12 protein-coding genes, 1 tRNA gene and 1 pseudogene are annotated in these 16,225 nt (G+C 38.7%); 11 read left to right on the top strand and 3 right to left on the bottom strand.

From position 1 onward, the window contains the following. Nucleotides 1–8: 8 nt before the first annotated feature. On the bottom strand, nucleotides 9–1,442 hold the full coding sequence (locus tag CAPGI0001_RS06370; RefSeq protein ID WP_002668074.1) for an LptF/LptG family permease: 1,434 nt from the start codon (nucleotides 1,440–1,442) through the stop codon (nucleotides 9–11). A 27-nt stretch (nucleotides 1,443–1,469) separates the two neighbouring features. Continuing rightward, nucleotides 1,470–2,110, bottom strand: a pseudogene (gene lolA1 / locus CAPGI0001_RS06375) (outer membrane lipoprotein periplasmic chaperone LolA1). Between the two features lie 37 nt (nucleotides 2,111–2,147). On the opposite strand from lolA1, the gene CAPGI0001_RS06380 reads away from it, so the two are divergent. The 6 genes from CAPGI0001_RS06380 (at nucleotide 2,148) to CAPGI0001_RS06405 (ending at nucleotide 11,243) form a co-directional block, all read left to right on the top strand. Beyond that, nucleotides 2,148–3,068, top strand: coding sequence for an ABC transporter permease (locus tag CAPGI0001_RS06380; RefSeq protein WP_345908476.1), 921 nt, complete (start codon nucleotides 2,148–2,150; stop codon nucleotides 3,066–3,068). Next, nucleotides 3,065–4,726 (top strand): gliding motility-associated ABC transporter substrate-binding protein GldG, encoded by a 1,662-nt coding sequence (gene gldG / locus CAPGI0001_RS06385; protein ID WP_002668059.1) that lies wholly within the window; start codon nucleotides 3,065–3,067, stop codon nucleotides 4,724–4,726. The genes CAPGI0001_RS06380 and gldG overlap by 4 nt, the downstream gene beginning before the upstream one ends. A 76-nt stretch (nucleotides 4,727–4,802) precedes the next feature. Continuing rightward, nucleotides 4,803–5,924 carry a DNA polymerase III subunit beta gene (gene dnaN, locus CAPGI0001_RS06390; protein WP_040359841.1) on the top strand — a complete coding sequence of 374 codons (1,122 nt, stop codon included), beginning with the start codon at nucleotides 4,803–4,805 and terminating at the stop codon, nucleotides 5,922–5,924. An 81-nt stretch (nucleotides 5,925–6,005) separates the two neighbouring features. After that, entirely contained in the window at nucleotides 6,006–7,277 is a 1,272-nt protein-coding gene (locus CAPGI0001_RS06395) for an aspartate kinase (RefSeq protein WP_002668448.1), read from the top strand. Nucleotides 7,278–7,435: 158 nt separating this feature from the next. Then, complete coding sequence (gyrA, locus tag CAPGI0001_RS06400) at nucleotides 7,436–9,946, top strand: DNA gyrase subunit A (protein ID WP_002668351.1); 2,511 nt, start codon at nucleotides 7,436–7,438, stop codon at nucleotides 9,944–9,946. Between the two features lie 34 nt (nucleotides 9,947–9,980). Continuing rightward, the gene (locus CAPGI0001_RS06405) at nucleotides 9,981–11,243 is read left to right on the top strand and encodes a tetratricopeptide repeat protein (RefSeq protein ID WP_002668087.1); all 1,263 of its coding nucleotides are present in this window, start codon (nucleotides 9,981–9,983) and stop codon (nucleotides 11,241–11,243) included. 156 nt (nucleotides 11,244–11,399) lie between these two features. Here CAPGI0001_RS06405 and CAPGI0001_RS06410 read toward each other — a convergent pair. After that, nucleotides 11,400–11,484 (bottom strand) — tRNA-Ser (locus CAPGI0001_RS06410). A 225-nt stretch (nucleotides 11,485–11,709) separates the two neighbouring features. Between CAPGI0001_RS06410 and pncB the strand changes: the two genes are divergently transcribed. The 5 genes from pncB (at nucleotide 11,710) to CAPGI0001_RS06435 (ending at nucleotide 16,158) form a co-directional block, all read left to right on the top strand. Continuing rightward, a complete protein-coding gene (gene pncB, locus CAPGI0001_RS06415; RefSeq protein WP_040359847.1) occupies nucleotides 11,710–12,900 on the top strand; it encodes a nicotinate phosphoribosyltransferase in 1,191 nt (396 codons plus the stop codon). Between the two features lie 9 nt (nucleotides 12,901–12,909). Continuing rightward, nucleotides 12,910–13,101 carry a hypothetical protein gene (locus CAPGI0001_RS06420; RefSeq protein ID WP_002668395.1) on the top strand — a complete coding sequence of 64 codons (192 nt, stop codon included), beginning with the start codon at nucleotides 12,910–12,912 and terminating at the stop codon, nucleotides 13,099–13,101. A 35-nt stretch (nucleotides 13,102–13,136) separates the two neighbouring features. Beyond that, nucleotides 13,137–14,138 carry a type I glyceraldehyde-3-phosphate dehydrogenase gene (gene gap / locus CAPGI0001_RS06425; RefSeq protein ID WP_002668264.1) on the top strand — a complete coding sequence of 334 codons (1,002 nt, stop codon included), beginning with the start codon at nucleotides 13,137–13,139 and terminating at the stop codon, nucleotides 14,136–14,138. 88 nt (nucleotides 14,139–14,226) lie between these two features. Beyond that, nucleotides 14,227–15,087, top strand: a complete 861-nt coding sequence (locus tag CAPGI0001_RS06430; RefSeq protein WP_002668451.1) for a hypothetical protein — start codon at nucleotides 14,227–14,229, stop codon at nucleotides 15,085–15,087. 21 nt (nucleotides 15,088–15,108) lie between these two features. Next, nucleotides 15,109–16,158, top strand: coding sequence for an NAD(P)/FAD-dependent oxidoreductase (locus CAPGI0001_RS06435; protein ID WP_002668559.1), 1,050 nt, complete (start codon nucleotides 15,109–15,111; stop codon nucleotides 16,156–16,158). Nucleotides 16,159–16,225: the final 67 nt, after the last annotated feature.

Raw genomic sequence — 16,225 nt, forward strand, 5'->3', positions numbered from 1 at the left:
AATAATAGCTAACTTTTTCTGAAAACCTTTTGCTTAATCCAATGGAATAATCCAGCGATATTACCTATAGGCTTGTCCTCATTGACAAGAATAGTAAGGTATACCCCCAAAGGCAACAAGAAGAAAGTAGGCACCCAAGGGGCTATATAAGGGTTTATATTCCCATTAGTTGCCATATTTTTAGTCAATAACCCTGAAAAATAGTAAGATAAAAACAAGCCTATGGCCACTACCAAGGGCATACCTATCCCTCCTTTCCTTATGATAGCTCCCAGAGGAGCTGCTACAAAGAAAAGTACAAAACAAGTGATTGCCAAAGCTATCTTATCACTTAGAGTAAGACGATATACATTGATGAGCTTTTGCTGATATTCTACATTATCCTTGTTATTATCCAAACTATTGACCAGCGAAATAATATTATCCTTAGCTAAGCTATATAGTTGAGGTAGACTTCCTTTAGTTTTATAAGCCTCTTTTAGTTGCTGCATATCCGTGATAGGAGCTGAGGGAATGACTTCTTTTTCTGGTTTTTCAGCTATATAAGCAATTCCTGTTCGGCGATAAAAGTTTTCCCCAAAATCCTTAGTTTCTTGTTGGTAGTTCTGTACAATAGAATCCAGAGCATGAGAGAGTTGACTGATATTCATTGTCTTATAATAATCCCTCTCTGCATTCTCATCATAAGTAATATCGGCATTGAGAGCACTAATATCTATATTGAGAACATGAGTTTCAAACTTGGCCTTAACAAAAGGAAAAGTGATATCACTTTTATCATTATATACATCTTCATAATAGGACCCATCTTTGAGAATCAGTTGCAGTACATCCGAACCTTTTTTATGTCCTGAGAGTTCTCCATTTTTAGCTTTTATGACCGTACGAGTATCCCCGTTTATCCCTACTTTATGGATAACAATATCGTGTAAATATTGTTCATTCTCCCCTGTTTTCTTAGCTACTTTGATAGAAAAATCCTGTACATTGTTAAAGATTCCCTGACTGATGGCCAGCGAAGGTTGTTTGTTCTTGATACTATCCCTAAGGGCTACAAACTTCCTATTAGACCAAGGTTGTAGATTGTTGAAAGTAAAGAAAACCCCTATACTGAGAAGCACCATGAAAAGAATCAGCATACGGGTAGCCTTGAGCAAAGATACTCCAGAGGCCTTCATAGCAGCCAACTCATAACTCTCCCCAAAAGCACCTAAGGTCATGATAGAAGAAAGTACCACCGTAAGAGGAAGAATTAGCGGAATGAGGTTGGGTAACATCAAGGCGATAAATTTTATCACCACAAGAAAACTCAGCCCTCGCCCCACCAGTTCATCCACATAGAGCCATATCGTCTGGAAGATGAAAATCACCATGATGATAAGGAAAGAACTGATGAAGTTAAAAATAAAACGGGATAATATGTAGCGGTCTAATATCTTCATGTAAGATAGAATTTTTCTATAATAGGACTATTTGTTGATATAGTAACCTAATTTTTTGTATTTAGCTTCATTGAAAATAAACTCATTACCACTCAGAGGCTGATTAGTTTTGAACTCATTGATGGTAATAGTCGTTTTTGCTTCATTTTTCCCTATCTGGATAAGGTTATAAATGTGCTTAGTAGTGGTATCTATTCCTAAAAGAATAAGCTTGATATCAGAGGCCTGTTTGGTAGGCTTAAGCTCTATATACTGGATCTTACGTCCTTTGACCTGCTGTACTATATCCCACTTATAGGAAAAATCCTTTTTGTAAAAAGTCAGCATCTGAGAAGGCATGATCATTTGCTCATCCTTATTCTCAGCTCCCTCTATGGTAACCTCTTCGTTTTCAGGAATGATAGTATATATTTTTTTCCATCAAAGATTTTGGTCACTCCCATATAGTTGAGTAAATACTTTTCCCCACTGAGGGTTACATTTCCCCGAGTATCCTGTTTGATACGTTCTTTGGAGTTCTCGAACGAATAGCGAAAATCTATATAGATATTCTTATATGAAGTCACTTTTTTATATACCTCATCTAAGTAAGCTTTTGCCTTATCAGCATTCTGTGCTTGAGAAAAAGATATTGTAAAAGCAAAAATAAATAAAAAGATTTTTTTCATTTCCATTGTATATTTAATTATATTTCTTGATTTACAAGTGCTCTGGTATGCAATAATTATGCCAAATTACTCTTTATCACTCACCAAATATATGAATTTTGTAAAAAACTTTTTTGAAGACCATTCTTCGGGTATTTCTTCCTATAAAAAAGTCGTTATATCAAAAAATGGAAAAATCTTTGTCAGGAAAAAAAATAGTTGTACTTTTGACCCAAATTTCGTTAACTCATTTTCAAGAATGAAGGCTTTATTCAAAAAAGAAATTCGATATTTTTTCACCTCTTCCATAGGCTATGTTGTGATAGCTGCCTTTTTGCTTTTCAACAATCTATTTCTATGGATTCTCTCAGGAGATTATAATATCTTTGAGAGTGGGTTTGCCTCCCTGCAACCCTTTTTTCTGCTCTCAGCATGGATATTTGTTTTTCTTACTCCAGCGCTAACCATGCGTATTATCTCCGAGGAGAAGCGCAGTGGGATGTTTCCCTTGCTCTTTACCTATCCTATTTCCACTTGGAAGATTGTACTTGCCAAATACCTTTCTGTACTTTTTTTCATCTTCGTCCTGTTACTTTTTTCAGGTATCTATGTATATATGGTATGGCAATTAGGCATGCCCAAAGGCAATATGGATATGGCCAGTACGATAGGGTCTTATATAGCCCTTTTCTTATTAGGAGCTACTTTTGTGGCCGTGGGGATGCTATCCTCTGCCCTAAGCCAAAGCCAGATTATTGCTTTTGTAATTGCTACTTTTCTTAATTTTTTCCTCTTTTTTGGATTGGACGAGATCATAACCCTCTTCAGTGACAACTTACTTTTCTCAATAGGTTTCAAGGCACATTTTGAAGATATCAGTCGAGGAGTGATTGACACGAGAAATATTCTATATTTTCTCTGTATAACCTTGTTTTTCCTATATGTAACCCAACTCTTTTTACAAGCTGAAAAAAAATGAAATCCCTAAAAAAATATACTCTTTCTCTTTCTTTAGTGGTGGTTGTCTTGGCAGCAGTGCTCTTTTTGAGTCAAATTCTCTATAAGAGATTTGACCTCACTGCGGACAAGCGCTATACCCTCTCCCCTACTACCCTACAAGTACTTTCGCAAGTGAAAACCCCAGTGAATATAAAGGTATTACTCAAAGGGAATATTCCTGTCGAATACAAGCGCTTGCAGGTAGAAACATTACAACTATTAGAGGAATACAAGGCAAAAAATAAGAATATCCATTTTGAATTTCTCAACCCTTTGGAAGGAAAAAATCCGGATGAGCAGTTACAAAAGCTAAGTATGGAGGGCTTCACTCCTCTTATGATTACCTCTTCTTCACAAGGAAAAACCTCCGAGGAATATATCCTACCATGGGCAATTCTCACACAAGGAGACAAGCAAGAACGCGTTTCCCTACTACGCAACAAATTAGGGGCATCTTCTCAAGAGAAAGTACAATTCTCCGTACAAAATCTGGAATATGCCTTCTCCGATGCTCTGTACAAGATACTCTTAGAAAAGCAGAAAAAAATAGCTATTATCCGAAGTAATGGCACCCTACCAGATATACAAATCGCTGACTTTCTTCGTTTTGAGCAAGACTACTACCACATAGCTCCTTTTGTCTTGGACTCTGTGGCTACCTCGCCGGAGAAGACTCTCAAGCAACTATCTGACTTCGACTTGTGTATTATCGCCAAACCTACAGAGAGATTCACTGATGAACAAAAGCAAGTCCTTGACCAATATATCATGAATGGTGGGCGTGTACTTTGGCTATTGGATCCTGTGATTGCCTCCATGGAAGATATCTTCAGGCAACAAGGACATACCATGGCCATGCCACAAGATCTAAACCTGACAGATATACTCTTCAAGTATGGAGTTCGCTTGAACTATGACCTGATCAATGATTGGTATTTTACCCAAATCGTTGTAGCACAAGGTAGTGGAAGCCAGACCCAATATACCCCTATTCCTTGGGTATATTCTCCTATGATACTATCGAGTAATAATCACTTGATCAACAAAAACTTAGATGGTATTCGTATGCAATTTGTCAGCAGTATAGATACCCTAAGCAATGGCATCAAAAAACAGGTACTCTTGAGTTCCTCTCCCCTATCCAAACAAGAAGGAACCCCTAAAGAAATTGTCTTGGACTTTCCCGAGAAAACTACCCAAGGATATGACAAAGGAAATTTCCCTGTAGCGGTACTCTTGGAAGGGAGTTTCACTTCTGTCTACAAAAATAGGGTAAAACCCATTCCACAGCTCAAGGAAAAGGATGAGAGTGTTCCTACTAAAATGATTGTGGTCTCCGATGGCGATATTATCCGTAATGATGTCCAACAGGGAGAACCCATAGAATTGGGATATGACAAGTGGACAAATCAGTTCTTTGACAATAAGGCTTTCTTGCAGAATTGTGTCAATTACCTCTTGGACGATACCGCATTTCTGCAACTGAGAAATAAGAAAGTAACCCTCCCTTTTTTGAACAAAAAAACGTTAGAAAAGGAAATAACTTATTGGAAACTAATAGCTTTCATCGTTCCTCTCGTACTACTCAGTGTTATAGGAATAGGATTAAGATTTTGGTATAGGAAACATTTTTCTTAATATTTCGTGAAAAATTTTATAGTTTGCTTTTTTTGAAATACCTTTGCACATATTTTTACTAACGCAAACAACCATCATGAGATTTATAGTATCGAGTTCGTATTTGTTGAAAAAGCTCCAAATCATAGGCGGGGTTATTAATAGTAATAACACTATGCCCATTTTGGAAAATTTTCTCTTTGAATTATCCGAAAACAAATTAGTTGTATCAGCCTCTGACTTAGAGACAACAATCAAGGGTGTGATAGAGGTAGAAAGTACTGACAGTATCAGTATTGCTGTTCCTTACAAAATCTTGATTGATACTCTTAAGACTTTTTCTGAACAAGCACTTACTTTTATTATCAATGATAACAATACCATTGATATAGTTTCTAACAATGGTAAGTATACTCTTGCCTATTTGGACAGCAATGAATTTCCTTCGGTAGTGGAGATAGAGAACGCCTCACAGGTGACCCTTATGGGGGATATCTTGGCTACTGCTATACAAAGTACCTTCTTTGCTACAGGAAATGACGATCTTCGCCCTATTATGAATGGGGTATTCTTCAATTTTACTGAGGAAGGACTTATTTTTGCGGCTACAGATGCACATAAATTGGTAAAATATGAGCGTCAGGATATCAAATCAGACCAACCTGCCGCTTTCGTAATTCCTAAAAAACCATTGAACCTGCTGAAAGGAATTTTGGCAGGCAGTGAGACACAAGTAACTATCGAATACAACGAAAGCAATGCGAAGTTCTCCTTTGACCAGTTGGATTATGTATGTCGCTTGATTGATGGTACTTACCCTAACTATGAAGCGGTAATCCCTAAGGAAAATCCTAACAAACTGATTGTCAACAGAAACCTAATTCTAAACTCTACCAAACGTATTTCTAACTTTGCCAGCAAGGCAACACATCAGATGCGTATCAAAATTGTTGGGAACTCTCTACAAATCTTTGCTGAAGATATAGAATACAACAATAGAGCTAATGAGACAATTCCTTGTAATTATGAAGGAGATGATATGGAAATAGGATTCAATTCTAAGTTTTTTATAGAAATGCTAAGCAATCTCTCTTCTGATGAAATTCTTTTAGAAATGTCCTACTCCAACCGACCTGGAATCCTAACTCCTGCCGACGGATTGGATGAAGGTGAAAAAATATACATGCTCGTGATGCCTACTATGCTTTCCAATGCATAATAGCACACTCTTATCATCAAAAGCTGTCTTTGTAAGATAGCTTTTTTTGTCCTTATTCCTAATTATTATAATTCTTTTTTTATGCAGATATACAAATTTGGAGGCGCTTCTGTAAAAGATGCCGATAGTATCCGCAATGTGGCATCCATTCTTGAAAAGAACCCAAGAAAAGATATACTTATTGTCATCTCCGCCATGGGAAAGACTACCAATGCTTTAGAGGAAGTCGTAGAAAATTATTTCCAACAGAATCAGGAAGGTCTTGCTCAAAGTATTGACAAAGTAAAGGATTTCCATTACCAAATCATCAACACACTTTTTGAAAACAAAAATCACCCTATTTACTGGAAAATAGACGGGCTTTTTGGAGAGATTTCCTCTTTTTTGGAGAGAAACAAATCTCCTAAATATAGCTTTGTATATGACCAAATTGTAAGCTTCGGAGAGCTAATCTCCACTCAGATCATCAGCCATTACCTCAATGACAAGGGCATACGTAACACTTGGCTTGATGCGCGTAACCTAGTAAAAACCAATAGTAATTACCAAGAAGGAGAAGTGGATTGGCAAGAGACAGAACGTAGCATTCGAGAGAGCATCAACCCTTCACTGATGTATGTCACCCAAGGATTCATAGGCAGTGACCCCAACTATTTCACGACAACCTTAGGAAGAGAAGGATCTGATTATTCTGCAGCTATCTTTGCCTATTGCCTCAAGGGAGAAAATGTCACTATCTGGAAGGATGTGGCAGGAGTGCTCAATGCCGATCCGAGATACTTTTCACAGACCCAGCTATTGGAGAAAATTCCCTATCAGGAAGCTATAGAACTGGCCTTCTATGGGGCTTCTGTAATTCATCCCAAAACCCTACAACCTCTCCAAAGGTTGGATATTCCGCTGAATGTGCGTTCGTTCCTACACCCTGAGCAAGCAGGGAGTTCTGTATGCAATGTCAAGGAGCTATCTCCTAAGATTCCTTGCTACATTCGCAAGCAGCACCAGCACTTACTATCGCTCTCCTCCTTGGATTTTTCTTTTATCGCAGAAGAGAATATCAGTTTTATCTTCAATCTTTTAGCTACTTATCAGATCAAAGTAAGTCTGTTACAAAACTCAGCTATTAGTTTCAACCTGTGTATAGAAGACAAGTATAAAAATCTTTCCTTCCTATTGGAAGATCTAAGTAAGCGCTTCAAGGTCAGTTGTACTGAGAATGTTGTCCTATACACCGTACGCCATGCCCAGCAAGATAGTTTTGACTTCTTAGGGCAGGACAAAGAAATACTCTTAGAACAGTTTGCCCAAAACACCCAACAGAAGATTGTCCGTGATGAAACCCACATCCTATAGGGGCAAAGTCCGCATCAGGAGAGTAGATTAGATAATTCGTTTTATAAATTGTAAAATAATGTTAAAAATATATTTTTAGCATTATTTTCTTGTTTTTATTTTTTCATATCAAAAAAAGGTCGTAAATTAGCACCTTGAAATAAAAAGTAAATTTTACAATGGTTGAAGGAGAAAAACTCATTCCTATTAACATAGAAGACCAGATGAAGACAGCCTACATTGACTATTCAATGTCAGTGATTGTCTCAAGAGCTTTGCCCGATGTACGCGATGGGCTGAAGCCTGTACATCGTCGTGTACTCTTTGGAATGCACGAGCTTGGCGTACGTAGCAACACCGCTCATAAGAAATCAGCCCGTATCGTAGGGGAAGTACTCGGTAAGTACCATCCACACGGCGATTCTTCCGTATATGACACAATGGTACGTATGGCACAATGGTGGAACATGCGCTATATGCTTGTAGATGGGCAAGGTAACTTTGGTTCTATCGATGGAGACTCTCCTGCAGCTATGCGTTATACCGAGGCGAGAATGAGAAAAATGGCCGAGGATATGCTGATAGATATCGACAAAGAAACAGTAGATCACAGCCTGAACTTTGACGATACCCTACTCGAACCTACTGTATTGCCTACCCGCATCCCTAACCTACTGGTGAATGGGTCTTCGGGTATTGCTGTAGGTATGGCTACCAATATGCCACCTCATAATCTTGCTGAAGTAGTTGATGGTATAATTGCTTATCTTGGCAATCAAGATATTACCATCGATGAACTTATGGAATATATCAAGGCTCCTGACTTCCCTACAGGTGGAATCATCTATGGCTATGATGGAGTAAGAGAAGCCTTCAAGACTGGACGTGGACGTGTAGTAATCCGCGCCAAGGCTCATTTTGAAGAAGTTAATGGTCGTGACTGTATTGTCGTAACTGAAGTTCCCTATCAAGTGAACCCAGAGACGATGCGTGAACAGACTTCGAACCTTGTCAAAGAAGGCAAACTCGAAGGCCTAGCCGATATCGTAGATCAAACAGGTAAAGGAGGAATGCGCATCGTATATGAACTCAAAAAAGATGCTATTCCCAACGTAGTGCTGAATAACCTCTTCAAACACACAGCATTACAATCCTCCTTCAGTGTCAATAATATTGCCTTGGTCAATGGACGCCCTCAGCAACTGAACCTCAAGGACTTAATATATCACTTTGTAGAACATCGCCACGATGTAGTATACAGACGTACTGAGTATGAGCTCAAAAAAGCCAAAGAACGTATCCATATCTTGGAAGGGTTCATGAAGGTGATGGCCACAGAAGACACTATGGGGAAAGCTATTGAAATCATCCGTTTTCATGACAAGCCCAAAGAGGATTTGATGACCGAGTTCGAGCTTACCGAAATACAAGCTGAAGCTATCTTAGCCTTACAGCTACGTCGTATCAATAAGCTATTAATCCTTCAAACCAAAGAAGAATATGAGCAATTATTAGCACAAATTATTGATTTGGAAGATATCCTTGCTCGCAAAGAACGCCGTACCGAGATTATCAAAGAAGAACTCTTGGAAATAAAATCCAAATATGGAGACGAACGTCGTTCTGTCATAGAATATGCAGGGGGTGATATCTCCATTGAGGATATTATCCCTGATGATCAAGTGGTTATTACCATTTCCAACGCAGGTTACATAAAGCGTACTTCTGTCAATGAATACAAAACCCAAGCACGTGGTGGTGTAGGACAAAAAGCCTCTGCTACTCGTGATAAGGACTTCATAGAGCATCTGTTCATAGGTACCAACCACCAGTATATGCTGTTCTTTACAGAGAAAGGTAAGTGTTTTTGGCTCAGGGTGTATGAGATTCCTGAAGGAGGTAAAAATACCAAAGGACGCGCCATACAGAACCTTATCAATATCGAACCCGATGACCTTGTTAAGGCAGTCATCTGTACCCATGACCTCAAGGAAAAAGACTATACCAATAGTCACTATGTCATCATGGCTACTAAAAAAGGGATTATTAAGAAAACCAGCTTAGAACAATATTCACGTCCACGCCAGAATGGTATCGTTGCCATCACTATCAAAGAAGATGATGAGCTATTAGAAGCACGTCTTACCTCTGGCAACAGCCAAATCATGCTAGCTGTCAAGTCTGGAAAGGCTATTCGCTTCCCAGAGGACAAGGTGAGAGCTGTAGGGCGTAGTGGCTCTGGAGTACGAGGTATCTCTTTGGATAGTGACAAAGATGAGGTAATCGGAATGATTGCCATAGAAAATCCTCTGGAAGAAACCGTATTGGTAGTTTCCGAGAATGGTTATGGTAAGCGTACCTTTATCGATGAACCAGAGACAGGAGAAGCAGTATATCGTATTACCAACCGTGGAGGAAAAGGAGTCAAGACTATTTCTATCACAGAGAAAACAGGTAATCTGGTAGCAATCAAGTCAGTTTTGGAAGAAGACGATCTGATGATTATCAATAAGTCGGGTATGGCTATTCGCCTCCCTGTAAGTGGACTCCGTGTGATGGGACGTGCTACCCAAGGAGTACGCCTTATCAATATCAAAGGAAATGACTCTATTGCCGCAGTAGCAAAGGTTATGAAAGAAGATGAGGATGAAAATACTACCGAAGAGATAGAAAACCCAACAGAAGAATAAATAATTATAAGTTAAATATAAAAATTAAGTTACAATGAAAAAAAGTGTTTTATTAATAGCATCATCACTTTTGGTGGCTACTTCTTTTGCTCAGAAGAAAGAACTTAAAGAGATAAAGAAAGCCATTGAAAAGGATAATTTCTCAGAAGCAGAACGCCTATTAGAAAGCAACAAAAGAGTTGCTCTCTCTACTAAAAAAAGCACTGCAGAATACTATTACTTAAAGGGAGAATTAGGAATCAAAAAAGCGCTTGCTGGAAAAGATGTAACTACTTCTCTCAAAGAGGCATCCGAGGCTTTGGCGGAAGCAAGAAAGATAGAGAAAAAGACTCCTGCTGAATTAGAAAGCCTAACAGCTAATGTAGCTCGTTTGGCTGCAGATAAAGGGCAAGAATACTACCAAAATAACGACTTCAAGAATGCAGCTATTGCCTTCGAACAGGTATATCGTTTTAGCCCTAAGGATACCCTATTCCTATACAATGCAGCAGAATATGCTACTCAAGCAAAAGAAAGCGAGATGGCTCTACAGTTTTTCTTAGAGCTAAAAGACCTTAAATATGATGGTGCAGAAACACTCTATACAGCTAAAAACAAAGAGACAGGATTGGTAGAAAAATCGGTAGATAAGAATACCCGTGATATGAAGATGAAGACAGGGAACTACACCAATCCATCTCAAGAGAAAGTACCTTCTAAAAAAGGAGAAATTATCCGTAAGATTGCTTACCTATATGTAGAACAAGGCAACAAAGAAGAAGCACTCAAGGCTTTTGCTTTTGCTCGTAAGAACTACCCTAAGGATCCTGAACTAATCATACAGGAGGCCAATGTACACTACCAATTAGGAGATCATGCTAAGTTCGAATCTCTTATGAGAGAAGCAGCTGACCTTCAGCCTGAGAATCCTTATGTACAATATAATATCGGGGTGATGAGTCTACAACAGGGAAAACCTGCTGAGGCAAGAAAATTTTTCCAAAAAACACTCAAATTGGCTCCTGATAATGCCGATGCTGCACTGAACTACGCTTTCACTTATACCGAAGAAGCCAATGGCTTAGTAGACCAAATGAATGCTCTTGGAAATACAGCAGAAGACATCAAGCGATACAATGAGCTGAAGGACAACAAAGACAATCTATTCAGATTAGCAGCTGAATCCCTCAATGAGTATGTCAAGAACAATGCTAAAAATCCTAACAAGGAAGTTTTAGAAAATCTCAAAAATATATACTTAGCTATCAATGATATAGAAAACTATAAGAGAATTAAAAATATCCTTGATAAAAAGTAAAATAAGCCTTAGTAAAACTATACAGCCTGAGAAGAGAATCCTCTCAGGCTGTTTTATTTTTAGGGAGTACTAAGTAGCTTAGCCTATCCTAAGGCAATAAAAAAAGAGATTGCTTTTTGGACAACCTCTTTTTGTTACTAAACATTATGCACTATGCGGAGAAAGAGGGATTCGAACCCCCGGAGGTGTTACCCTCAACGGTTTTCAAGACCGCCGCATTCGACCGCTCTGCCATTTCTCCAAATGAACCAACCTGTTGTTGAATTCGGGTGCAAAGGTACAACATTTTCCATACACTACAAAGAAAAATCTTACTTTTTTGCATGATTTTTTTACTATTTTATTTATTAAATTGATTTTCAATATATTACAAATGTATAGGAAAAATATTTTAGGAAAATGTTTTTTATTCAAAAATAAATGCTTAACTTTGTGTGGTTTTAAAAGTAAAAAATAATTGACAATTATGGGAATAACAGACTCTTTCACTATATTCAATTCTATTTTAGATAATGATTTCTACAAGTTCACCATGCAGTGTGCAGTAGTAAAACTTTTTCCTGCAGTAAAAGGGCGGTATGAGTTTATCAATCGAGGAGGGCATGAGTTTCCCGAGGGTTTTGCCAAAGCCATGCAAGAAGCAGTCAATCATATGAGCCAGCTAAAACTCTCTAAGGAAGAAAAAAAATTCTTAAAAGCCTCTTGTCCTTACCTGAATCCTGCTTATATTGACTTTTTGGAAGGATATAGGTATGACCCTTCTGAAGTCCATATCTCACAGGAAGGAACTGAGCTTAAAGTAAGTGTAGAGGGATATTGGTATAGGACTATTCTCTGGGAAGTTCCTCTTTTGGCAACTATCAGTGAGCTCTACTATAAGCTCACTCATGCAGTAGCTTGGGACGATCAGAAGATAGAGGAGGTGACCTCCCACAAGATACATGATTATGAATCCTTGGATGTTATTTTTGCTGAGTTCGGCACGCGAAGAAGGCATTCGTATCATGTACACGATGTAGTGATGCGTACTCTAACCAAATCACACAGACACAACTTTTCCGGAAGTAGCAATGTACACTTTGCTATGAAGTACCAAGTAAAACCTATTGGTACCCACGCCCACGAATGGTTCATGTTCCATGCCGCCGAATATGGCTTCAAAATGTCCAATGCAATGTCCTTAGAGCATTGGGTGGATGTCTACAGAGGAGACTTAGGAGTAGCTCTATCTGATACTTACACTACGGACGTTTTCTTCAAACAATTCGACACTAAGTTCGCCAAGCTCTTCGATGGCGTTCGCCACGATAGTGGAGATCCTATTGAGTTTGCCAACAAAACCATAGAGCACTATAAGAAGTTTGGCATCAACCCCCTTTCCAAATATATCATTTTCTCTGATGGACTCACTCCTGAAAAGGTAGAGGCCATCACCAAGGCTTGCCGAGGTAAAATAGGCTTCTCCTTTGGAATAGGCACCAACCTTACCAATGATGTAGGTTTGCGCCCTATGAATATTGTCATGAAGCTGACCGAAGTACTTACCTCCGACCACGAGTGGGTCAAGACCGTTAAGCTATCGGATGAACCCAAGAAACATACTGGAGACCCGCGAATGATAGAATTGGCTAAGGAGTTATTACGCATTCACTCATAAGAGAAAAATATGAGCTTTTTAAAGAAAACAAATACCGTTGCTTATACCCTGATGATTATAGGTGTGACACTGCTTTACCTACAGTCCAAAAAGGAATATCGATACTTTCAAGAACAATATGTACTCATGGCAGGGCTTATCCTCGTGGTGATAGGTATCTATATGTTGTCCAAGAAATTATCCTCAAGAGAACACAAATAAGTTAATCGTTTATAATAATTAAAAAACTAAAATTTATGTCAGTATTAAAAATTGGAATCAACGGATTCGGACGTATTGGCCGCTTAGCTTTCAGAGCTATTTCAAAACGTGCCAATGTAGAAGTAGTAGGAATCAATGACCTACAAGAAGTAGATTATATTGCCTATTTGCTTAAGTATGATTCTGTTCATGGTACTTTCCCTTCAGAAGTAAAAACAGAAAATGGAAACCTTGTAGTAGATGGAAAAACCATTCGTATCACTGCTGAAAAAGATCCTAACAACCTAAAATGGAATGAATTAGGAGTAGATGTAGTTCTCGAATGTACAGGACTTTTCACTACATTGGAAAAAGCGCAAGCACACCTGAATGCAGGAGCTAAGAAAGTGGTAATCTCTGCCCCTTCTGCTGATGCACCTATGTTCGTAATGGGAGTAAACCATAAGAGCGCAAAAGCTACCGATACTATCGTATCCAACGCTTCTTGTACTACCAACTGTTTGGCTCCTATTGCTAAAGTTATCAATGACAGTTTTGGTATAGAAGAAGCTCTTATGACTACCGTTCATGCTACTACTGCTACTCAGCTTACTGTAGATGGCCCTTCTAAAAAAGACTGGAGAGGAGGACGCTCTGCTCTTATCAACATTATCCCTTCTTCTACAGGTGCAGCCAAAGCGGTAGGTAAAGTAATCCCTGAACTCAATGGTAAGCTCACTGGTATGGCCTTCCGTGTACCTACTGCCGATGTCTCTGTAGTGGATTTGACCGTGAAGACTAAAAAAGCAACTTCTCTTAAAGAAATCAACGAAGCTATGAAGAAAGCTTCCGAAGGAGAACTTAAAAATATCTTAGGTTATACTGAAGAGCTTGTAGTATCTCAAGATTTTGTAGGCTGTACCAACACCTCTATCTATGATGCAAAAGCAGGTATCGAGCTTAACGATCACTTTTTCAAGGTAGTTTCTTGGTATGATAACGAAGCTGGCTATTCTAACAAATTGGTAGATTTAGCTCAACATGTAGCCTCTCTATAATTTATTAAAAAGACGTATGCTTTCAAGAAAAAAACATGCGTCTTTTTTTTAAATCAAATAAGATATAATTAACTAAATACTTTTAAAAATGATTTTTATAGTAGATAGTGGTGCTACCAAAGCCGATTGGACAGCACTGAACGAAAAAGGAATGAAAGAGTTTGGCACCCAGACTCTTGGTCTTAACCCAGAGGTACTTACCGAGGAAATTGTTATGGAGCGACTCACTACTAACGAGCAACTCAATGATAACCGTAAGCGTGCCCGCCATGTATATTTCTATGGAGCGGGGTGTGGTACAGAGCGCTTGTGTACCTTCCTTCACGCTATTTTACAACGCTTTTTCTCCAATGCTACTATTGTAGTTAAGGAGGATACTTATGCCGCTGTACACGCTACCACTGCTGACGGAGAAAAGGCCATTGTAGGAATCTTAGGAACAGGAGCTAACTGTTCTTACTGGGATGGAAAAAAACTCCACCAAGCAGTGGATTCTTTGGGCTATTCCCTTATGGACGAATGTAGTGGGAACTTCTTTGGAAAGAGGCTAATTGTAGACTATTATTTCAAAATTATGCCAGAGCACCTCAGAAACAAGTTCGAACATGAATATGAGCTCAACTCCGATGTTATCAAGTCTCATCTATACAAATTACCTAATCCTAATAGTTATCTAGCTACTTTTGCACGCTTCTTGGTAGAGAACAAAAATGATGATTATTGTCAGAAAATTATCCGCGAAGGACTGCAACTCTTTATTGATCACTGGGTGGTACAATATGAAGCTCGTAAGGAAGTACCTATCAATTTTGTAGGAAGTATCGCTTTCTATTTACAAGATATTGTAAAAGAAGTATTCGCTCAGAACAACCTCAAGATAGGTAAAATCCTTCGTAAGCCTATAGACGGATTGGTGGAATATCATCTACTTCACAGAAAAATCAAATAAATACCAACCTCAAAATCAATAATGAAAGATTATATTATTGTAGGATTTGGTTTTGCAGGTAGCTCTTTGGTACACTTGCTTGAGAAAAACCAGAAATCCTTTGTTGTATTCAATGATAATCCTGCTCCTGTAACCACCGTTGCAGGGGCTATGTTCAATCCTATAATTCTCAAGCGCTTCACTCCTGTATGGAAAGCTCAGGAGCAGATGACCTTACTCTTACCTTTCTTCCGTGAAATAGAGAAAAAATTACAGACCTCTTTTCTCTATAAGGTACGCGTGTTGAGAAAATTCACCTCTGTCGAAGAAAAAAATAATTGGTTTGTAGCCTCCGATAAGCCTATTCTCTCAGAATACCTCTCCACAGATATTTTACAAGAGGTATCTCCTTACATAAAAACTCCTTTTGGTGTAGGAGAAGTGCTACATACAGGCATGGTTAATACCCGAATTTTGATTCCTGCCTATAGGGAAAAGCTACTCAAGGAAGAGAAGCTTTTAGAAGAAAAATTTGATTATGATGCCTTAGAATTTTTAGAAGAAGGGGTACGATATAGAGGAATTACAGCCAAGCGTATTGTCTTCTGCGAAGGATATGGTATGGTAGAAAACCCTTTCTTTAGGGCCTTACCTATGGTTGGCAGTAAAGGAGAATTGTTAAATTTTGAAGCAGATATGCTACAATTGGAGGGTGTAGTGAAGTCCGATGGCTTTATTGCTCCCTTAGGAGGAAATGCCTTCAAAATAGGGACTACCTATGACAATGATGACAAAGACCCCTCCCCTACTTCTGGAGGTAGAGAAATCCTAGAACAGAAGCTACGCCAGCTCATTTCCTGCCCCTATCATATTACAGGACAAGTAGCTGGAATTCGCCCTACTGTAAGGGATCGCCGTCCTTTAGTGGGAGTACACCCCAAGTATAAAAATTTATTCATACTTAACGGATTGGGAACACATGGAGCTCTCTTAGCTCCTTATACAGCTACAGCCCTCTATGACTTTATAGAAGAAGGAAAGCCTTTGGACAAAGAGATGAATATTGTTCGCCATTATCATTACTTCGAATAAGCAAATAGAAAAATAAAACAAGAGGCTGTTTTTGGGGGACAGCCTCTTGTTTTTTTCAAAAAGAATG

The organism is Capnocytophaga gingivalis ATCC 33624 (genome assembly GCF_000174755.1).
In the GTDB taxonomy this organism is placed as follows: domain Bacteria; phylum Bacteroidota; class Bacteroidia; order Flavobacteriales; family Flavobacteriaceae; genus Capnocytophaga; species Capnocytophaga gingivalis.